At 47.2% G+C, this 20,054-nt stretch carries 19 protein-coding genes; all 19 read right to left on the minus strand.

Translation table 11 applies throughout. The annotated features are described in order from the left end of the window. Positions 1-182: 182 nt before the first annotated feature. Positions 183-1,724: an ATP-binding protein gene (locus tag PREMU_RS11125; protein ID WP_040558346.1), complete on the minus strand. Its 1,542-nt coding sequence runs from the start codon at positions 1,722-1,724 to the stop codon at positions 183-185. Between the two features lie 246 nt (positions 1,725-1,970). Next, on the minus strand, positions 1,971-2,606 hold the full coding sequence (locus tag PREMU_RS11130; protein ID WP_007575396.1) for a sugar transferase: 636 nt from the start codon (positions 2,604-2,606) through the stop codon (positions 1,971-1,973). Positions 2,607-2,648: 42 nt separating this feature from the next. Further along, positions 2,649-3,245 (minus strand): hypothetical protein, encoded by a 597-nt coding sequence (locus PREMU_RS11135; RefSeq protein WP_007575397.1) that lies wholly within the window; start codon positions 3,243-3,245, stop codon positions 2,649-2,651. Positions 3,246-3,669: 424 nt separating this feature from the next. Continuing rightward, positions 3,670-5,139: a glycosyltransferase gene (locus PREMU_RS15735; RefSeq protein ID WP_007575398.1), complete on the minus strand. Its 1,470-nt coding sequence runs from the start codon at positions 5,137-5,139 to the stop codon at positions 3,670-3,672. A 232-nt stretch (positions 5,140-5,371) separates the two neighbouring features. Beyond that, entirely contained in the window at positions 5,372-6,481 is a 1,110-nt protein-coding gene (locus PREMU_RS11145) for a glycosyltransferase (protein WP_007575399.1), read from the minus strand. A 66-nt stretch (positions 6,482-6,547) separates the two neighbouring features. Next, on the minus strand, positions 6,548-7,597 hold the full coding sequence (locus tag PREMU_RS11150) for a glycosyltransferase family 2 protein (RefSeq protein WP_007575401.1): 1,050 nt from the start codon (positions 7,595-7,597) through the stop codon (positions 6,548-6,550). 12 nt (positions 7,598-7,609) lie between these two features. Next, positions 7,610-8,782 carry an EpsG family protein gene (locus PREMU_RS11155; RefSeq protein WP_007575403.1) on the minus strand — a complete coding sequence of 391 codons (1,173 nt, stop codon included), beginning with the start codon at positions 8,780-8,782 and terminating at the stop codon, positions 7,610-7,612. A 249-nt stretch (positions 8,783-9,031) separates the two neighbouring features. Continuing rightward, positions 9,032-10,207, minus strand: a complete 1,176-nt coding sequence (locus PREMU_RS11160) for a glycosyltransferase family protein (protein WP_040558348.1) — start codon at positions 10,205-10,207, stop codon at positions 9,032-9,034. A gap of 226 nt (positions 10,208-10,433) precedes the next feature. After that, positions 10,434-10,715 carry a type II toxin-antitoxin system YafQ family toxin gene (locus PREMU_RS11165; protein WP_007575408.1) on the minus strand — a complete coding sequence of 94 codons (282 nt, stop codon included), beginning with the start codon at positions 10,713-10,715 and terminating at the stop codon, positions 10,434-10,436. Beyond that, positions 10,712-10,963, minus strand: coding sequence for a hypothetical protein (locus PREMU_RS14230; protein ID WP_007575410.1), 252 nt, complete (start codon positions 10,961-10,963; stop codon positions 10,712-10,714). The genes PREMU_RS11165 and PREMU_RS14230 overlap by 4 nt, the downstream gene beginning before the upstream one ends. A 373-nt stretch (positions 10,964-11,336) precedes the next feature. After that, positions 11,337-12,566, minus strand: coding sequence for a hypothetical protein (locus tag PREMU_RS11170; protein WP_040558350.1), 1,230 nt, complete (start codon positions 12,564-12,566; stop codon positions 11,337-11,339). Then, on the minus strand, positions 12,563-12,796 hold the full coding sequence (locus PREMU_RS11175) for a hypothetical protein (protein WP_007575414.1): 234 nt from the start codon (positions 12,794-12,796) through the stop codon (positions 12,563-12,565). Before PREMU_RS11175 ends, PREMU_RS11170 begins: the two co-directional genes overlap by 4 nt. 231 nt (positions 12,797-13,027) lie before the next feature. Further along, the gene (locus tag PREMU_RS11180; protein ID WP_007575415.1) at positions 13,028-13,993 is read right to left on the minus strand and encodes a glycosyltransferase family 2 protein; all 966 of its coding nucleotides are present in this window, start codon (positions 13,991-13,993) and stop codon (positions 13,028-13,030) included. Positions 13,994-13,996: 3 nt separating this feature from the next. Then, positions 13,997-14,575, minus strand: a complete 579-nt coding sequence (locus tag PREMU_RS11185) for a serine O-acetyltransferase (RefSeq protein ID WP_007575418.1) — start codon at positions 14,573-14,575, stop codon at positions 13,997-13,999. A 19-nt stretch (positions 14,576-14,594) separates the two neighbouring features. Continuing rightward, on the minus strand, positions 14,595-15,578 hold the full coding sequence (locus tag PREMU_RS11190) for a glycosyltransferase (RefSeq protein WP_007575419.1): 984 nt from the start codon (positions 15,576-15,578) through the stop codon (positions 14,595-14,597). Further along, the gene (locus tag PREMU_RS11195; protein WP_007575421.1) at positions 15,565-16,854 is read right to left on the minus strand and encodes a nucleotide sugar dehydrogenase; all 1,290 of its coding nucleotides are present in this window, start codon (positions 16,852-16,854) and stop codon (positions 15,565-15,567) included. The genes PREMU_RS11190 and PREMU_RS11195 overlap by 14 nt, the downstream gene beginning before the upstream one ends. Positions 16,855-16,858: 4 nt before the next feature. Beyond that, entirely contained in the window at positions 16,859-17,683 is an 825-nt protein-coding gene (locus PREMU_RS11200; protein ID WP_007575423.1) for a glycosyltransferase, read from the minus strand. Between the two features lie 3 nt (positions 17,684-17,686). After that, positions 17,687-18,505, minus strand: coding sequence for a glycosyltransferase family 2 protein (locus tag PREMU_RS11205; protein ID WP_007575424.1), 819 nt, complete (start codon positions 18,503-18,505; stop codon positions 17,687-17,689). Beyond that, the gene (locus PREMU_RS11210; protein WP_007575426.1) at positions 18,502-20,052 is read right to left on the minus strand and encodes a lipopolysaccharide biosynthesis protein; all 1,551 of its coding nucleotides are present in this window, start codon (positions 20,050-20,052) and stop codon (positions 18,502-18,504) included. The genes PREMU_RS11205 and PREMU_RS11210 overlap by 4 nt, the downstream gene beginning before the upstream one ends. Between the last annotated feature and the right edge of the window lie 2 nt (positions 20,053-20,054).

Genomic DNA, 20,054 nt, shown 5'->3' on the forward strand with positions numbered 1-20,054 from the left:
AGGAAAACCGTGAGTTTTTCCTTGCCGCTGTCATATACCCGACCGTTTTCTGCAACAGCACCGCACAACAGGATGTCGTCCCTGTGCAGGGTGGCCCCCCGTGGGCCACCTATAATAATGTGCGACCGATGAATCAGCGGTTGGGACGGTGTCTGTGGTAGGGCACGGGGCCCTACCCTGCACTACACCACCTTCCAGCCATCGATGCAGCGCCGCTCTCTGTTGAAGTTCACGCCGACCTTGAACAGCCTGCGCCGGTCCATGGCGAAAGGCTGGGCATAACCCTTTTCTTCGATCTGCCGCAACGCCTCGTCGGCAGACTTGTCGTACTTGAACTCGAAGATGTAGATATAATCTTTCGTCTTGGCGATCATGTCGACACGGCCATCGGAGAGGGTGCGCTCCACCTCAACATAGAACCCCAACAGCAACGTGATGAGGTAGAAAGCATTCTGGAAATACTTCTCCGCATCGCCCACTATCTCATAACTCACGCCACTGAACAGCGTCGACATGCGACGCATGAAAGCATCCGGATTGCCCTTCTCCAATTCGTTTACGAAATGACCAATGAACATCGGTCCACCACCGCCCTCCACATGTGTATAGAAGGGAAGCAAGTAGTTGGCCCACCCCTCCTCAACCTCCTCGTTGGGATAGCCGAGGATATACAGGCCGAAGCGCTTGTCATAGTCCTTCACCGTGAGGTAACCGCTCTGGTAGATGATAGGAATGGGACTCACACTCAGGGAGTCGATGGAGTTGAGAAAGTCGGCTGACACCTGCTGCTCCGTCAAGTCAGGAAGATAGAAGTCATCACGCTTGAGCAAATCGACCAAGAAGGACGGAGTGCCCGTCTCAAACCAATAGCTGCCGTACTCGCCTGCGTTGAACGTGGAGAGCACGGAGAATGGATTGTAAATACCTACTCCATTCTGACGAAAATGATAACCGTCGTAACGTTTCTTCAGATGGGCGCATGCCTCCTCGTAAGTCTCGTCGTGATCCTCACCCAACCTGCGGATACTCTCTTCGAAACAGCTCTTCAACTCTTCCTCCGTGATGCCGCAGATAGTCTGATAATACTGATTCATTGAGATATCAATGAGGTTGTTCAGATCCGAGAACACACTCACCTTGCCGAATTTCGTCACACCGGTGAAGAATGCGAACTTGAAGTAGCGATCGCACGACTTCACTACGCCGTAGAACGATTTCAGGATGATACGGTACTCTTCCTGCAGTCTCTCATTGCCGATGGTGGACAGCATGGGCTTGTCGTACTCATCCACAAGCAGCACGATACGCTTACCGCTTTTCTCTGCGGCCGCCTTGATGACATATTCAAAGCGCTGCCCAGCTTCACGAAGTCCTGGGCCATGTCCGTATTCCTCCTCAAGGGGAACAAGGAAGGCATTGATCTTGTCCAGCAGTGACTCCACCGTCTGGTATTGGCCTGTATTGAGATCAAGATGAAGCACGAGATAGGTGTTCCACTCCTGTTCCAACTGCTCTATCGACAGCCCATGGAACAGATCCCTCCGTCCGGAGAAGTAAGCCTCCATCGTACTGATGAGTAGCGACTTACCGAAACGACGCGGACGGGAAAGAAAATAATATTTCCCCTCATCAGCAAGTTTATATATCAAACCCGTCTTATCAATATAAACATATCCGCCTTGACGGATATCTTCAAAGCTCTGTATTCCTATCGGATATTTCATAGCGCGGTATTTTTCGCAAAGATAAACAATAAAAACAACAGCGGCAAGGAAAACCGTGAGTTTTTCCTTGCCGCTGTCATATACCCGACCGTTTTCTGCAACAGCACCGCACAACAGGATGTCGTCCCTGTGCACGGTGGCCCCCCGTGGGCCACCTATAATAATGTGCGACCAATGAATCAGCGGTTGGGACATTGTCTGTGGTAGGGCACAGGGCCCTACCCTGCACTACACCGAAAAAAAACATTATATCAGCTGGCCACCATACAGCATCTTCCGACCTAAGACCGTACAGACAATCATCTGCAGATCCTTGAGGAAAGAGTAGTGATGGAGATAGTAGCGATTGATACGAATCTTGTCAGGATAAATAACGTTGTCGTTGTATTCCTCGATAGCTTGCATACCTTTCTCCTTGCCTATCTGCTCAAGGATATATTCCTCATCGCGGTATTTCAAGCTTGCGGGGCCAGTGATACCCGGTTTTAGCTTTAGTATCTCTCGGTCCTCGCCTCCCAGCACATCGGCATAACCCGGTACATCAGGGCGCGGTCCCACAAAGCTCATGTCGCCCTTGAGCACATTCCATAGCTCTGGGAGTTCGTCGAGTTTATACCGTCTAAGCTTCTCGCCCAAAGGCGTAACTCGGTATTGCTCTGCTGCGGCGACAGTCTGCCGCTCCATGGGGACTGCTGACATCGACCGGAACTTATAGATGGTGAACAGCCTTCCGTACTGTCCCACCCGCTTCTGTCTGAAGATAACCGGCCCATCCGGCATCTGGGTCTTGATGAGGATCGCAACAACCAAAAGCACAGGACTCAGACAAACAAGGCCAATGAGAGAAACCGTGCGGTCAAAAATATACTTTAGCATCTTCATTCCAAGTCGTATTTCAGATTGCCACGGATGACACAGATTGTATCATTGTAAAATCTCTAAATAAAGATCATTATCTTTCAACTCTTTTATCACCTTACATCTGCTTGCCGCCATCGCACTCTTGTAAGAAGCCATATTCTCCCTTGATACCGTCTCGAAGATGCGCATACCAAGCCCAAAGCCGAGATGGTTCATCCATCGGTTCAATTGTGTACCCAGTCCACGGCCACGCCAACGGATGTCGACCATGCGACCACGGAAGCACTTACCCCAAAAGAAACTGCGAAGGAAGAAATAACCGATATAATCTTTTTGTCCGATCTCACCCGTGCTTTGAATCATGTAAGCTAAGAAAGCAGGATTGCGCTGTAACTGACGAATGCTCCGATTATCGAAGCCATGAGGGTGGAAGAAACGAAAAGCTTCCTCTGGCTGACGGGCAAAGAACGCAACGACATCCACCGTTGCACAGTCATGCAAAGGCACTATCGCATAAGGCAACTCTTTCCCCCAGTCAGCAGTGACGGCTCTTAGCCTATGTCCGTAGCGAATGGCAAACAACTGACCGTTGAGCCAGTCGGCACCATTCCAGACCAACGGAAGATGGTCGCGGAGGAAATGTGCAAGTTGATAAAGCATGATATTACTTGTTTGTTGACACAGGTTTCTTAAATTATGGAAGATCCATCCGTAACCATTTTACTATCGTCCCAGTGCAGGGTGGCCCCCTGTGGGCCACCTATAATAACGTTCGACCGATGAATCCCCCTGGTCGCAATGTTGTTTTCAGTGGTTGGGACATGATTTGTGGTAGGGCACTGGGCCCTACCCTGCACTGTAACCGGATGGCGGGGGGATGTCGTGGATGGCCGATGCAACCAAGATGGGGGAGTATGTCGAGCCGGATGGCCTCTCAGTGCAGGGTGGCCCCCTGTGGGCCACCTATAATAATGTTCGACCGATGAATCCCCCCTGTCGCAATGTTGTTTTCAGTGGTTGGGACATGATTTGTGGTAGGGCACTGGGCCCTACCCTGCACTGCTAATGCAACGATGCTGTACGATCAGCGGGTACGGCTCTTCACCCCTTTTGTGGAAGGGTTAGGGGAAAGACTATCATAGTATTCGAGCAACGCTTGCCACACATCACGTTGTTCATAGCGCTCATGGATCATCCGCGGTGCGTTATCGGCCATGCGCCTCACCTCGGCAGGATGGAGGACAAACCATTGCATGGCCTCCGTCAAGGCCAGCGTGATGTCGTGCAGGTGACCTTTCTTGTCAAGTGGCGAAGGGATAATTCTCCCATTAAGTCCATCTTTGATGATCTCATTTGATCCGTTGACATCCGTCACGATGGAGGCCAGTCCCATAGCTCCCGCTTCCATCGGCACATTGGGAAAGCCCTCGCGGTAAGAAGGAAAGACAAGGGCATCGGCCACTAAGAGGAGAGGCCGCACGTCATGCTTGAGCCCTACATACCTCACTGCTTCATCGTGGAGAAAGAACTGGCGCACGTCGTCGGGGATCGCATCGCCCTCCTCCATCTGGCCGACGAGAAGGAGACGAACGGAGCCCATAACTTCTTTACCAACCCCTATCTGCCCTTTCCGTCTTTCCACCTCACCTAAACGTCTTTCTGTCTCCTCAACAATTTGTTCTTTTTGTCTTTCTGTCTCCTCAACAATCTGTTCTTTCTGTCTTTCTGTCTCGTCCCCAATCTGTTCTTTCTGTCTTTCTGTCTCGTCCCCAATCTGTTCTTTCTGTCTTTCTGTCTCCTCAACAATTTGTCTTTCCGTCAAGTGCTTCATGGCCTGTGCCAGCTCCCTCATACCTTTATCGTTTGTCATTCTCCCGATAAAGACAAACACGAAGTCGTCGTCAGAGAAGCCCAGTTTCTGTCGCCACGACCGCCGCAGGTCATCGATATCCTCATCGGTGACCTTGTCATAGGGAGCCTGAATATAATCAGCAACGGTCTGTCGTCGGGAGAGATGCCGTGTATCCTTCCCATTGATATTACCGAAATGTAGCACGCGCAGCGGTTTTCGGGTGATATGGTCCGTCTTCAACGAGTGAAGCACACCGTTACCCTCAGGGATGACATTGGTGGCACAACAACAGGTGACACGCTCCATTGCCTTGAGCAGACCACGCATCAGACCGTGCACACCCTGATAGCGTAACCCCGTGACGGTATAGACGCGGTGGGGCACGCGTGCCGCCCATGCCGCCATCATTGCCAAGAGCGATCCCTTGGGCGTATTGGCATGCACACACCACGGACGCTCACGGCAGAAGAGGCGGTAGAGGTCCCGCAGTGACCGCAGGTCTTGGAGTGGACTTATCTCTCGCCGCATCGGCACGTTGACCACGCGGATGCCCTCGCGTTCCGCCACCTTGTTGAGCACGCCCGTGTCGGATGCCACGCCCACGACATCATAGTACTGGCTGAGGAAGCGCAACTGACCCTCCAACAGGCCCTCAAGACTGATGTCGGCCGTGGTGAGACGGATGAGTTTCTTCTTGTCCATTAATTTTTTATCGATTATTCCCATTATTCCGCTGTTTTCCACTCGCTGATGGTCCTTTCCGACGAAGAGAAGTTAATGTCTGGATGCCTACCGGATAATATACCATAGCGACAACTTCTTTCTGAAAATATCAAATCGGGCTGCGTAAGCAGAAGAAGCACCTACGCTACCGAAAACTGCCTATCTATGCAAAGATACCTATTCTATTCGGTATAACCCCTATCATGCACGCTTAAAATAGCCTAAAAACATCACGATAAACATGTTCGTACTGTTCCACTGTTCGTTGTATATCAAACCGTTGAGCCCGTTCCCAGCATCTGTCAGCCACCTGGCGGTAGAAATCGTTGTCGGCGGCGAGACGGGCGATGATGTCGGCCAGGGCCTTGTCGTCGCCTTCGGTGAACAGGATGCCGTAGCCCTCGGTCACTTCGCGCAGCCCGTTGACCCGCGAGGCGAGGAACGGCTTACCGACCGACATGCCCTCTACATTGCTCAGCGAGAGACCCTCCCAGTGGCTCGACATGCAGATGACATCAGAGCTCCGAAGGATGCGAGCCACATCGGTGCGCATGCCCCAGAACCGCACACGGGACACCACGCCTAACCTCTCGGCCAGAGCTCTCACCGTGTCCATGCGCACGCCGGAGCCCACCAGCCACAGCTTCACGTTATCGGGCAACAGCTTCAGGGCGCGTACCAGCGTGTCCTGGTCTTTCGCCTCACGGAATCCTGCCACCATAGTCACGATGAAATCACCATTTTGTCGGCAGGTCTCGGCTGGCGTCAGGGGCGCAGCATCGTGAAATGCATGCACATCGATTCCATTGTTGATAGTCGTGATGCGGTGATAGCACGATGAGCCCGGATCAAGCCACTTACCACCCATGTATTCCCGCAGCTTCTCCTCGGCAATCTTCGAGATGCAGATGATGTGATCGTAGCGCCCATACATCCAGCTCTCCACCGGCGCATACCACTTCCACTGGCGCTTGCGGTTGGACGTGTTGTGCTCCGTAGTGCAGAGCCCGACATGACAAAACAGCGAGGCAATGGCTACAAAGAGCTGGGGCGATGAGTTATGGGTATGCACAATATCGTAACGTCGCATGATAGGGACGAGTCTCAGCACGAGCAGGGGGTTATAGACGCTCCTGCCAAGGTCCCACACGCGGATACCCGGATTCTCACGGTGCAGCCGTACCATGAGCGGCGTGTCCTCACCGTCGAAGACACACACGTCGACCTCATGACCCATGGCCCGTAGACGCGGAATGAGATTCACCACGAGCGTCTCAGCGCCACCGGTACAGAGCGAAGTGATAACCTGAAGAATACGCATAATAACTGATTATTCAGTGCAGGGTGGCCCCCCGTGGGCCACCTAATATTATGTTCGACCGATTTATTACATCGGTTGGAGCATTGCTTGTGGTGTCCCACAGGGGGGGCACCCTGCACTTGTGGAGACGTCGTGTCTGTGCATCAGCCAGCCCAACGGACGCAGGCCATGCCACCACCACGCGATAGGCGGAATCACAGTGTCGGCACGACGGCAGTACCAGAAACGCCAATAGTTGACGGCCGCCTTAAACTTGACGAGAACCGGCACTCGGTATGCAGTAAGCTCTGTATAGGTCAGCATCGCGCCCCGCGGGCTGCCCATACGTGCACGGGTAATACCGGCCGAAAGCCCGTCCGTCTGATAGTCAGCAATATAGACCGGACGGTTGAAATAATGCAACTGGTATTGTTGGGCGATGCGAAACCACACTAACTGCTCGGGACAGAACCGCTCGCCCGCCGTCTCAGGGAAAGGAAAAGCGCGCAACACAGACGTGCGGAACACCTCTTTCAGATCACCAGTCACCTTCCATCGGTAACGGATCTCCATGGCGTTACAGTCGACAGACGCTTTAGGCAGCCCCGATCCGATCACCGTGAGCTCATGTCTGTCCACATCCAGTCCGGCGACCCCTGCCATCATAGGATAATCCCTTACCTGTCGCCATTCCTCTGCGATAATCTCCACGCTGTCAGGTGGCAACTCATCATCACTGTCCAGAATGAGGGTCAGTTCGCCATTGGCATACTGCACCCCGAGGTTCACCGCCGTATGCTTGCCACCATTCGGCTTGCGGATATACGTCAGTACAGGGGCCGGCGCTGTGCCCTCCTGCGGGAAATGCCCCCTCCTCATCTCTTCCAAACAGTCAGTGCAGGGTAGGCCCCTGTGGCCTACCTCTGGCAATGTTCCAATCGCTGAGAGATGGATCGAACATTGTTTGAGGATGGGCACGGGGCCCTCCTCTGCACTGAACAACTGCGGGGTGTTGTCCGTCGACCCATCGTCCACGACAATCCATTCAAAATCCTGGCAAGTCTGCCGACACAACGACGCATAGAGCCGTGGCAGCAACGAAGCTCGGTTGTAGGTAGGGGTAAGGATCGTTATCATTACGCAATAAAATTACTGGCGTATGTTAACTTTCAGTCTAAAAGGAATACGATACATCTTATCTTGACTATACCTCGTATCATATTCATATTGTTTGCATATTCTATCATTCGGTCTCACACCGTTCGTCAAAAAAGACTTATAAGGATTGACTAACGCTCCCCATGCTACCACAATACGGAAAAAGAGAGCAAAAGACACAATGACCAGTAATGGCCCAAAGGCCCTAAAAGACACCTTGTTTTCTGGAGAACCTATAGCCGAGAACAAACAGATGATACCTATAATATAATACCATGCCAGACGACCGCCGTTGTCGCTACGGATAAAGAAGACCAATGTCAGACAAAACATGAATGCCAAGTTCACCATCACCACTGTCGTACGGTCCTGATCGAAAGTGTCGTACAACCTGAAGAGGAAGAAAAGGAAGAATACAGCCTCTAACAGATATTCCACACGCATGGAGCCCATGGAACTGTAATCACTATGCACAACATTGGTCACGTCGCCATAGGTCTGGAAAAGGTAATTGGGAAGTGGTGTCAGGCCGATGAGGACCGTGACGATAACTACGATGAACAAAGTTCGCTTCTGGTAACGGTGGGCGGCAAAGAAATACATCGGGAAGAAGATGATGCCCGACTTATGAAGCGACATCGTGATAAGAGCAAGAGGAAGAAACTTCCAGAACTTCCGCTTGATGATATAAGGTATGGCCAGCCAAGCCACTGAGGCAGCAAGCACTTGACGCAGATACGTGAACGTAAAAAAGAACCACAGGCCAAGGAAAAGAATCAAGACAAAGGGATAGTTGACCGCATAACGCCGCAGGCTGACGAACAGGCAAGTGTAGGTGATGAGTGTAACAGCCAGGATAAAGATATAGCGGTTGGCCGTGAACCAGGAGAGGACAATGTTCAGTCCACCCCACCCAACTTCCACGGGCGAGATCATACGGAAGACACCGGACGCGGCATAGCTGCCACCCCATGTGGTGACATTAGCAAAGGAGTCGAAGATCTCCCCATAGATATAACGGTCGTAGCCGCCGAGCATATCACTCAACCCCACGAAGAGTGCCAGTCCGGCCATGAAGACCGCCAACACGCGGCTATCGTCGCCGGCTAAGCCGGAGAGGTACCACACAACGGGAATGATGAAAAGAAGAAGATATATCCACATAAATATTTATTTCTATCGTTAATCAGCTACAAAGTTACAGAAAAGCTCCGTATCCCACCGCTTGGTCACCAGAATAGTTTCCACGAATGGGGACAATCCCATGGTGTCCTGTGCAGGGTAGGCCCCTGTGGCCTACCTAAAAGGGTGTTCGATCGATGATTAAATCAAGGTTGGGGACAACATTTAAGGTTAGAACATTATTTATGGTGGCCCACGGGGGGCCACCCTGCACTATGGCAATGATCGCCGTTACCTGAATAGGCATTTGGCCACCGTGCGCCTCGAATGTGCCTTGAGCACTCGCCGGCGTCCCTCTTCCGCCATCTGCTCATAACGTGCCACATCTGCAGGAACATCGCGCAGCATGCCGACCGCCTCCGCCGCAGTGCTGAAAGACAGACAACTGCAACCGTGCTCCACGGCGATATTCTCCAAAGCAAAGGGTGTGCCCATCACTAACAGTCCATTGGCCATAGCGTCGAGGACCTTGCCTTTCGTGCCCGTGCCAATGGCGATAGGTGTGAGCTGAATATCATGCCGTTGCACCTCAGCAACATAGTCGGGCGCAAACGTGATGACAGTGACCTTCCAACCAGCTGCCCGCAGTACTTCGGCATGCCGCTCCCATCCACGTCCAAGGAAGGTGAGCTCAAAGTGCGCCGACAAGTCAGCAGCCGAGGCAAGGGCGGGGATGAGTGCATCGGCCGACTCACGCATATAATAGTTGTACTGCCCGGCAATGAGCAGGCGGATGGGCGTATGGAAATGACGTTCCTCCTGCGGTACAATCTCATAGTGGGGATGACGCAGAAACCGAGCATCAATGCCGGGGCTCTCCTCACGCAGGAAAGCCGCGTCAGCATCTCCTACAAGATGATACCAGATACCCGTTGTTGGAAAACCACGTTCCAACCGACGGAACTTACGGTACATCACCACACAGCGGAGGTACGCCTTCCAGTGATCTGCCACAAAACGACGGCCAAGCATCCGATAATAGTAAAGCCCCTCTGAGTCAGGGAAGGTATGCATGCGGGGATAATCCTGCAACTGTCGGTCCACCTCAATAAGCTCCTCTCCATAGACCCACACTCTGTCTGGCGCAAAGGCTCTAATGGCAATCAATGCGTCACGGTCCGCATGCAGATAACTGTGGATAGGCTTGGGGAAGAACACGCGCAGAAAGAGCAGATGCCAGCGGAAGAGCATGTTCCACCAATACGGTCTCGCAATAACATGGATCTTTACCCCGAGCTCTTGCTCCGTGATCCTGATCTTTTCCTGTGGTAACTCATTGTTGTTGAACGACCATATCTCCACCTCCACACCTTCCGGACGGTGGATAAGCAGGTGATAGGGCAGTGCCGAAGTGCCCTTAAAGTTTTCTTTCCACGGTGTCATCACCGTGACCATCGCTATCTTCATCTTTATGCTTCCCAGTGCAGGGTAGCCCCCCGTGGGCTACCTAAAATAATGCTCGACCTATTCGTCTATCATCGGTTAAGGCATCCTTTGTGGTAGGGCACAGGGCCCTACCCTGCACTCCTCTTGTCATCACAGTGCAGGGTAGCCCCCCGTGGGCTACCCAAAATAATGCTCGACAGCTTTCCCCAACAGTTGGAGTATTCCCCGAGGAAGGCCAGCGGACCGGCTATGTCTTGAAGATATCAGAGTGAGTTCCTGTATCAGTTAATATCAAGATAAGATCAATATCATCTTGTTTCCACAACAAAAGCCAATCCGGATCTAAATGGCACTCCCAAATATCCTTAAAAGTACCTCTAAGCAGATGAGGCTTGAATTCCTTAGGCAATTTGCCTTCTTCTGCCAGGAAGGTTATAACCTTCGTGAACAACTCAATGCTCTTACCTCGCCTAACTGCAAGCTTGAATGATTTTTTGAACTGAGTCGTACGCCTAATCCTATATTTCATGCCTGCAAATCCTCCATGAAATCACTGATATTATCAAATTCTTTTGATAATCCTTTACCGGACTCCATATCAGTAATGACTCGTATTGACTTGTCATTCAAATGCTTTCCAGACTCTTCATCATACATGGTCACAGAGGGGACTTCTTTCATGGACTGAACACTGACGACACCTGCTATAGACTTGAGAATTTTCTTAAGGCTTGGTATCAGACTGTCATTTTCTATATTAACAACCAACTGGGTCATATTTTTTATCTTTTCTTTGTTGCAAAAATAAGTAATTTATAGTTTACTTCCAAATATTTCTATGCTTTCCTGACCTTAACTTCATTTTTTACAGTGAATCTTCACGATCCCTCCATGACTCGTTAGGATCGAAAACTCATTTTGCCAATGTTCTTCCCCAGTGCAGGGTAGCCCCCTGTGGGCTACCTAAAATAATGCTCAACCTATTCGTTTATCATCTGTTAGGACATCTCCTGTGGTAGGGCACTGGGCCCTACCCTGCACTCCTCTTGTCATCACAGTGCAGGGTAGCCCCCCGTGGGCTACCTAAAATAATGCTCGACCTATTCGTTTATCATCTATTAGGTAGGGTGTCAAGTTTGTGTTCATAATACTATCCAATTTTTCGGGTGAGATCTTTTCTCTCCTGAGTCGGATTCCCATATAAATTGAAACCGGCCCATTCGTCCAAATCTTTATAGTGGACATTCTCCATGGCTGCAATAAAATCAAATGACTCTCTTCGCTTTTCCGAGATGAAGCTTATTGCCAATGGTAAGATCAGCGCATGCTTGGTCACTCCGCAGAGTTTATCTGGAGACTTCATCGCCTTGAAGACCCCGAAACAAGATTCTATAATATCTGATGAGATAATGTGTACATCCGTTTCCGATTGAAGCAGTCTGCATTCCTCTTGAAGATATACAAACATGTCAATGCCGACATTCCTCATCCTTTTAGTGCCGTCCTTTGGGGTGATTAGGTCTACGGTTATCCGCCAAATGAGGAACCTTGCCAACTCTTTGCTCAGTCCGTCATTCTTGCATCTCATTTCAACATATTCCATGCATTTTCGGATGCTGTTTAGCTCTTCTATAAGGTCTTTATTATCCAGCATAAAGCGTGCAGCTTCCTTCTGCTCATCCGTGAGCCGGTCATATCCATCGAGAAGTTTGTGCGCCCACTTCACCCAAATGAATGTATTCATGAATCTGGCTATTGCCCGTTGTTTGGGAGGCAGTACTATTGCCTTGTCCGTTAACTGGTAAGTGAGACGTTTTTTCTCCATAACTGTTGTAAATTCCTTGAAATCAGCGGAGTCCGAGAAATACTTATTTAATATAGTGCCAAAAGTGTGACTGATATCTCTGTGATGTGGAATTCCTGCATCCCGGCAGGCGTTACATAGATTGTATCCGTTGTCAGAAATTGAATACAATGGTTTCCTGCCTATGCTTTTCGAAGTCTTTTCCATCTCGGCTTTCACACTATCCCCTGTCCACGACGGACTGACACTCATTCCGACGATGTCCACGTCAGAGTGGGATAATGGCTTTCCTGTCCTATCAGCCGGAACGGCTAATTGAAGCAGCAACTTTTGCTTGCCCACAGAAATACTCTCATCCGTGATGGTGATGTATTCTTGGTCTATGAATTGATCCTTGACTTTTGTATGCATATCCAGCCCTGCCTTTTCGCACCAATCTTCTATGACTTGATTGCATGGAATGCTGTCAAACAGTTCTCCCTTAAAGCACTCGTTGAGGATCTCCAGTATTATAACTATAGATCGTGAGCCACAGATTGGCAAGCGAGATCTCAGAAGAACCGCAAGTTTAATCACGAGTTCGTTATACTTGTATCCCCAAGCAGTTCGGAAAGTAATCTGCTTTGTTCCTCTGTCAGTCTTATTGTCCTCTCTTTTTTTTTATTCTTCTCCGACTTAAGGCTTCTTAGCTCAGATCTGGTCGATTTCAATTCCTCCTTCTTCTTCGCTAAGTCGTAATTAGCCTTGTCAAGCTCGCGTTTCAGTTTGGCGATCTCTTTATCTTTTCCGCTTTTTCTTACAGTCATATCTTTACAGTTGTATATCTTATTTACACTGTAAAGGTACTGATTCCCAATGAAATAAGCGAGAATATAAAGTTAATATATATTTACTTATTGGTAATATATTATAATGCATAAAGAGCTATAAATTAGACCCTTAAAGTGGCTACAAAGTTATACACAAACTTGACACTCTATCTATTAGGACATCCACTGTAGTAGAATCATCCTTGTCCACGCTAAACTTTTCTTCCGTTATTCTTTTCTAAGACAACGAATCCGGTAGTTGACGAACCGACGAAGCAGTTCCAGAAAGCCCACGACCTTCAGGCATAGCCGATTCTTGCTGTACAGGACTATGCGCTCTTTTATACTGAGTCTGTAATGGCTTTCCCTGACCTCACGCGTCAAGGTCACAAGATAGTCATCGCGCTTGTCAGCTACCGTAGCCGGAGCAGTATAGGCAATGGGAAACAAGCCGTTGAGCTTCAGCCCAACAATCTGCGGGAGATAGCGGGACTGCTCTTCTTTGGGAATAGAGTCATACAGTGCACGGTAGAATGCGGCTTCATGCACCAGTGAGCTGCTCTTCGTATGCGAGACGCTCGCCGTGTTGCGGCGAAAATGATAGATACGTTTATAGAGAAAACGGGGCGGGACCTTGGTCTTGAAGATGAGCCGGATATTCATAATCATATCTTCCTCACCGTCTATCTCGCGAGGGAAATCAAAGACATCATCCGTCAACAAGCTCCGGCGATAGAGTTTTGCCCAAGGCATAGGAGGAATGCCATATCCGGAAATCTGCGCACGGCGGCAGTCTTCTATCGTAGCATCTTCCGGCAACCGCGTCTCGGGCAGCACTGTGAAGCCCACGACCATATCTGTATCCCTCCCCCCAAGGGCATAAAGCTTTTCAAGGGCATCCGGTTCCATCGTGTCATCATCGTCTGAGAAGGTCACCCATTCCGCGCGCGCTTCTCTCACGCCACGCAAGCGGGTGCGATTGATGCCCTCATTCTGTTTATGTATGACACGGATACGATTATCCCGCCGAGCATACTCGTCACAGATGTCACCCGAGTGGTCAGGACTGCCATCATCCAAGACAATCAACTCAAAATCCCGAAAGGACTGCGCCAGAATACTGTCCAGACATGCTCCGAGATACTCCTCGCCCTTAAACACAGGTACGATTACCGATATTTTAGGTATCTTCATTCTCTATTTCTTATTCCAATCCTTGTTCCACTGCCTCCATATCAGCCTTCCGGGCTCCTTGTGCGAGATAACTTTTGCAGGATTGCCCGCAACCGTCAATCCCGGCTCCACATCCTTTACCACTACAGCACCGGCACCAATAGTGACACCGTCCCCGATTGTCACATCCTCAACGATACATACATTGGGACCAATATAAACATTATTGCCTATATGGGCTGCATGGCAAAAAGAGCTCCCGATAGTGCTGAACTGAAAGAGATCCACATTATCACCTATCACTGCCGAACTGTTGACAACAACAGGACCACCATGAACAATCCTCATCCCATATCCAATCCGGCAATCGCGTTGTATAGCGATGTGATGTAACTGACCTAAAAACAGGTATAACAACCGTGCCATCGTTCCCACTATCACATTCCTACATTTAGCGAGCCGGAACCAGAAAAGAAAGCGAAAACCTATATCCTGGATACCTGCCAAGAACATTCTTAGCAAGCAATCGTCACGGCGTCCTGTGATACGGTAATAGTCGCTGCGGATATAATCCACGCATGCCTGAAAAGACATCTGTCGCATAGTCGTCTTCTTTTGTCATTCACGCATATAGCCAAGAGCAGTTGAGCAAGTAGCTTATCAGATCTTTTTTCCAACTGCCCAATCGATGTGGCAACGGGAATAACCCTCTCTCTTTCATTCTCTGAATTACCCCTTTGTTGATACCCGCTGATTTCCATTGCCGCCGGTTTCCCCATAAATTATAGGCCATACCAAAATGAATGGCTCGCACACGATCATCTATGACTGCTGACAGCTGTGGATCGGAAGATCTGAAGTTATCGGACAGTTTGCGGAAAGATTCAATGATCACACAGTCATCACTTAGATATTTAATTTTCTTTTGTGGATCCAGTGATTTACTCGTTGATCCGAAATGGTAGAGATAGACATACGGGGCAAGATTTGTGAAGACCACTCTATTGGCATAAGCCATCAACCGGTACGAAAGTTCCACGTCCTGATGTGTGATTCCAACATGAAAGAAAAGATCCTTGTCCATCATCAACCCTCTCCGTACCACGAGTGCACAAACGGAAGAGGGATTGTACCCCTGCAAGACAGCATCCCTGCCAGAAATAGCCTTATCATGCGCCATGCTTGGCTGTTCACAGCTCTTGCATAGAAGCGTGCCATCCTCAGCCGTATCTTGTAACTGAACGGCAAGGATATCTATATCGGGATAAGCTTTCAACAAAAAGGGGACGCGTGCTGCCTCATCGTTGACCTTATCATCAGCATCCACACACCAAACATATTCACCATGACATTGACAGATACCAAAATTTCGGGCAGTAGACTGTCCTTGATTCTCCTGCGTAAGATAGGTGATATGGTCGTACCTTGCTGCGTAGTCCTGCACGATCTCAGGACCCTTGTCCGTGCTACCATCATTCACAACAATCATCTCGTAGGTATCACGCTGTAGCCCCGATGAAAGGATAGAGTCCAAACAAGCACCGATATACTTTTCTGCATTATACATCGGAATAATAACAGACAGTTGATATTTATAGTCTTGCATCAACTTCCTCTCTCTTTACAACACCTTTCACATCATAGACCACACCTATTGACCTGTCTGTCAAAAAATCCCGTTTGTCATAAGGTTCAAACTCATGATGGGCAACAGCAAGAATAACCGCATCAAAATGTCCTTTTAATTCATCAAGGCTCATGTCTGTCAGCTGGATACCATACTCTTTCTCAACTCGGTCATGGTTAGCCCATGGATCATAAACCGTAATATTGTCAGTATACTCTTTGAGTGTAGCGTAAATATCCACTACTTTCGTGTTTCTGATGTCAGGACAATTTTCCTTAAAAGTGATGCCAAGAATCAGAATATTGGCATTTTTTACGAGTACTCCTTTTTTGTTCATCATCCTGATAGTCTGATCAGCCACATAAGCTCCCATACCATCGTTCAGCCGGCGAGCTGCAAACATCACACGAGGCAAAACACCATAAACTTGAGCCTTCTCAATGAGATAATAGGGATCAACACTGATGCAGTGTCCACCAACCAAACCAGGACTCAGTTTAATGAAGTTCCACTTACTGGAAGCTGCGTCAATGACATCGTGGGTATCTATGCCCATGGCATTGAAAATTTTTGCCAACTCGTTCATAAAGGCAATGTTGACATCACGCTGCGAGTTCTCAATGATTTTCGAGGCCTCTGCCACCTTGATTGATGAGGCCTTGTAAGTGCCATTAATAAGAACAGTGTTGTAAACTTCATCAACCAAATCAGCAACCTCAGGTGTAGAGCCCGAGGTCACCTTTCTGATCTTCTCCACCGTGTGGAGCTTGTCACCGGGGTTAATGCGCTCAGGAGAATAACCGGCAAAGAAATCTTTATTGAAGACAAGACCTGAGACACGCTCAACTACAGGAAGACACTCTTCCTCTGTGACGCCAGGATAAACTGTGGATTCATAAACGACAATATCACTCTTTGAAATGACCTTACCGACTGTTTCCGATGCGCCCCAAAGAGGACGAAGGTCCGGCTGATTATTTGCATCCACAGGTGTGGGCACAGCGACTACATAGAAATTGGCATCCCTGATATCTTCAAGATTCGATGAACACTTAAATCCAAATTTGTCAATAGCATCACGCAACAGTTCATCGCTAACTTCAAGCGTATTATCATGACCTTCCATAAGTGCATCTACGCGAACCTTATTTAAGTCATATCCAACCGTTTGAAATTTAGTTGAAAAAAGACGGGCTAATGGAAGCCCAACATATCCTAAGCCGATAACGGCTATTTTAACATCTTGGATATTCATAGTTTTAATTTTTATCGAATAATTTATCAATACTGTACTTTAGCATATTATTTTTCTTGGCAAAAGATCCTCCTTTCCACAAGCTGATTAATGTGGGTACAAATCCGACATTATGATTAATCTTTATTGATCGAGCAAACCAGATATAATAAAAGATAAAGAGATATGGATGATATATTCTTTCCAAAACACCTCGTGCGAATACGACTCTAGGTGATCCGCCATTTCTAACGCCCGTAGAAAGATGATCATGACTGAAAACTTTTATAGGAAGATATAAACAGTTTAAATTATTATACAAACAATCCAATATGAACAGATCATCCTCTCCAGCACCAGAAAATTCTGATCCTAAGCCCATTAATTCATTGTATTTAATAGAACCTTGGATTTTCTTCCTTCGAAATGAAATCTCTGCTGAAGAAATAGAATATTTTTTTGGTTTCTTTCTTAAATTAAACGCTTTATCTGGATATTGTTTTCCCCATATTCCTTGATAACAAATCAAATCAACTTCTGGGTGCTGTTCATAATAATTTAGAAGCTCTGTGACTTTGTCTAAATCATACCGCAGATCATCATCAGCTATAATACAAATATCATTTGTAGAGTATCTTATAGCATTATTACGATTTTTACTTAAACCACGACCACAAAGTTGAATAACTTTAACATCAGGTCTATTAAGTGAAGATGGAATAATATATTCTTTGCTATCACTTCTTTGCCATGATACAATATATCGAATATTTTTATTCTCTGGAAGCAAAACACTTGTAACATTTTGAATACCAGAGTCAATCGTACAGATCAAAATATCAGCTTTCATTCTTCACCTATGCAATCTAAACTCTTTTATCCATTTTTTATTCCACAGGAGTACTTTTAATATTATAACGATAATGTTATAAAGCCTCCATTTATGTGGTGACTCTCCTATTGAAACAAACAGTTTATAATAATCATCAGAAATACCAAAGAACTTATACACCTCATCTAAAATAATAGATGGGATCATCTTATGAAGTTCTTGATCATGTTCTTGTTTCACAAGAGAGAGGTTGGACATACTTGCACCAGAGTTGTCAAAATTGGAAATTATTAAATGAATCCTCTGAAAGGATACACCATTAAGAATCAATTCTTGGAAAAAAAACTTCCAATCTGACACAAGCTTCAAATTCTCATCGTATGGATTATTCCTTAACAGAGAAGTTCTAATAAACGCAGCTTGATGCGCAATTGTATGAGTAAGAAAATTAGAGAATGACACATTCTCTACATACTCATCTGGGATACCATCTCTACAGATAGTACCACATACGATATCTGCTGAAGGATTTGTTGAAAAGACTTCTGCTAAAACATTTGCACGAAACAATGTGTCTGCAGAATTAAGAAATAAACAGTATTCTCCCTTTGCTACTCTCACACCTTTATTCATTGCATTATAAATACCGTTATCTCGTTCGCTTACCCAATAATCGATCCGATCCTTGTATTTCTTAATTAATTCTACACTACCATCTGTAGATCCCCCATCAATAATGATATATTCAAAATCAGAAAAAGATTGCTCCAACACACTATGGATAGTCTTGGATAAGCCTCCCTTATTATTAAAATTAATTGTTATTATGGATAATTTCATTTTGAGAACTTTTTAGTAATCAATCCTACCACCCGATGCACCAAGTCTCTCGTTCCCTGAGTAGAAGCATAGAGCATAGTAATATACACAACGATGAACATGGGAACCGTTATGACTCCTTTCAATGTCCACTTTAAAAAAGAAGTGCTGGCATCTATCGGAATAACATTGAACAGCATTGTAGACAAGGATATGGCAAGTACAAAAGTAAGATAATATCTGATCTCCTGCATCCAGTAAGCGGACATCTTTCTTCGGAAACCAACCTTGAAGAGATAGTATGGTTTCCAGACAATAATAATGATAAACGTACTTACTATCTTACCTAACAAAATTCCCGCGATACCTAAGAAAGGGGCTGTAGAAAGCGTCACGCCAACATTCAAGATCAGCTCTGCCCAGGCAGACCAAGTATCTGCGTAATGGCCAAAAGCGGTATTGAACATGTCTACAGCTCCACGCGTCTGAGAGATGAACACGGTGACCAACAATAAGATGAGAATGGTATGATCCATAACATACTGCTTGCCCAACCACAACATGATGAAAGGCTCTATGAGGTTGTACACAGAGAAAATAAGAAAACCAGCAATAAAGAAACGAAGGGACACGATTTCCCAAAACACCTCCTGTGATCTTCTGTTGTTTCCCTCCGCCACAAGATTTCCTACTCCCGCCGTGAAGCTGCCCAAAGCAGATTCAAACATTGAAGAGACTCGTGTTATCACTAAGGTATAATTGCCATAATAAGCTACCATCTTTAAAGAGACAAAAGCAAAGATCAAGATTTGATCACTCTGGTTCAACAGGAAATCCTTGATTTTATGCACAAACACTTGCTTGGTGAAGCTTATCAGGTACCGGTACTGCGAGAACACCTTCTTACCTTCAGCCACCGAGGCATGCAGCCATGGATAGGTCTGTCGTATCTTATAGTTAAGAACTACACACCCTAAAAAGGAAAATAAGAGCTCCAAGACAATCCATACATAGTAGTTCCCCCATTTGTAGGCAAAAAACATTTGAAGTAAGGTCTTGACAACACCAGCCCCTTGCAGATAGACAGAGACAACATATCCTTTTTGATCTGCCGTTAACAGGATCTGGCGATAGTTGATGAAATAACCTAATAAAGACGAGCTTAAAATGCAAAAGAACGCAAAGTAAATCAGACTGAAGTCAAATATTGTCTTCTTGAAAATAAAGGGAATGAACAGACTCAGAGCACAGCCTGCTATCAAAATCAATATTCCTATTCTCCTGTATAGATAACCAAAAACAGAAACAAGCTCTTCTATCTTCTTCCTGTTACCCTGTTCAATGGGCCTATAAAGATTATAGGCAACAGCTGTTCCCACGCCCATTTCTGCCAGACTTAGGAAACCGAGGATATTGGAGAGCGTACCGCCCAAGCCCATGAAGTCTGCGCCAAGACTATCTAAAAAGATCTTTCGTGAAAAGAAAGAGAGAACTATAAATAAAAGATAGTAGATCAGGCTAACCCTGGCATTCAGAAGACTTTTATATACGCGCGATTGTTGAGCCATGA

Source organism: Hallella multisaccharivorax DSM 17128 (genome assembly GCF_000218235.1).
GTDB classification, from domain to species: domain Bacteria; phylum Bacteroidota; class Bacteroidia; order Bacteroidales; family Bacteroidaceae; genus Prevotella; species Prevotella multisaccharivorax.

Bases quoted from the DNA above. Each gene is read 5' to 3' on its own strand.
- PREMU_RS11125 (WP_040558346.1), bottom strand. From the start codon at position 1,724: ATGAAATATCCGATAGGAATACAGAGCTTTGAAGATATCCGTCAAGGC.
- PREMU_RS11130 (WP_007575396.1), bottom strand. From the start codon at position 2,606: ATGAAGATGCTAAAGTATATTTTTGACCGCACGGTTTCTCTCATTGGC.
- PREMU_RS11135 (WP_007575397.1), bottom strand. From the start codon at position 3,245: ATGCTTTATCAACTTGCACATTTCCTCCGCGACCATCTTCCGTTGGTC.
- PREMU_RS15735 (WP_007575398.1), bottom strand. From the start codon at position 5,139: ATGGACAAGAAGAAACTCATCCGTCTCACCACGGCCGACATCAGTCTT.
- PREMU_RS11145 (WP_007575399.1), bottom strand. From the start codon at position 6,481: ATGCGTATTCTTCAGGTTATCACTTCGCTCTGTACCGGTGGCGCTGAG.
- PREMU_RS11150 (WP_007575401.1), bottom strand. From the start codon at position 7,597: ATGATAACGATCCTTACCCCTACCTACAACCGAGCTTCGTTGCTGCCA.
- PREMU_RS11155 (WP_007575403.1), bottom strand. From the start codon at position 8,782: ATGTGGATATATCTTCTTCTTTTCATCATTCCCGTTGTGTGGTACCTC.
- PREMU_RS11160 (WP_040558348.1), bottom strand. From the start codon at position 10,207: ATGAAGATAGCGATGGTCACGGTGATGACACCGTGGAAAGAAAACTTT.
- PREMU_RS11165 (WP_007575408.1), bottom strand. From the start codon at position 10,715: ATGAAATATAGGATTAGGCGTACGACTCAGTTCAAAAAATCATTCAAG.
- PREMU_RS14230 (WP_007575410.1), bottom strand. From the start codon at position 10,963: ATGACCCAGTTGGTTGTTAATATAGAAAATGACAGTCTGATACCAAGC.
- PREMU_RS11175 (WP_007575414.1), bottom strand. From the start codon at position 12,796: ATGACTGTAAGAAAAAGCGGAAAAGATAAAGAGATCGCCAAACTGAAA.
- PREMU_RS11180 (WP_007575415.1), bottom strand. From the start codon at position 13,993: ATGAAGATACCTAAAATATCGGTAATCGTACCTGTGTTTAAGGGCGAG.
- PREMU_RS11185 (WP_007575418.1), bottom strand. From the start codon at position 14,575: ATGCGACAGATGTCTTTTCAGGCATGCGTGGATTATATCCGCAGCGAC.
- PREMU_RS11190 (WP_007575419.1), bottom strand. From the start codon at position 15,578: ATGCAAGACTATAAATATCAACTGTCTGTTATTATTCCGATGTATAAT.
- PREMU_RS11195 (WP_007575421.1), bottom strand. From the start codon at position 16,854: ATGAATATCCAAGATGTTAAAATAGCCGTTATCGGCTTAGGATATGTT.
- PREMU_RS11200 (WP_007575423.1), bottom strand. From the start codon at position 17,683: ATGAAAGCTGATATTTTGATCTGTACGATTGACTCTGGTATTCAAAAT.
- PREMU_RS11205 (WP_007575424.1), bottom strand. From the start codon at position 18,505: ATGAAATTATCCATAATAACAATTAATTTTAATAATAAGGGAGGCTTA.
- PREMU_RS11210 (WP_007575426.1), bottom strand. From the start codon at position 20,052: ATGGCTCAACAATCGCGCGTATATAAAAGTCTTCTGAATGCCAGGGTT.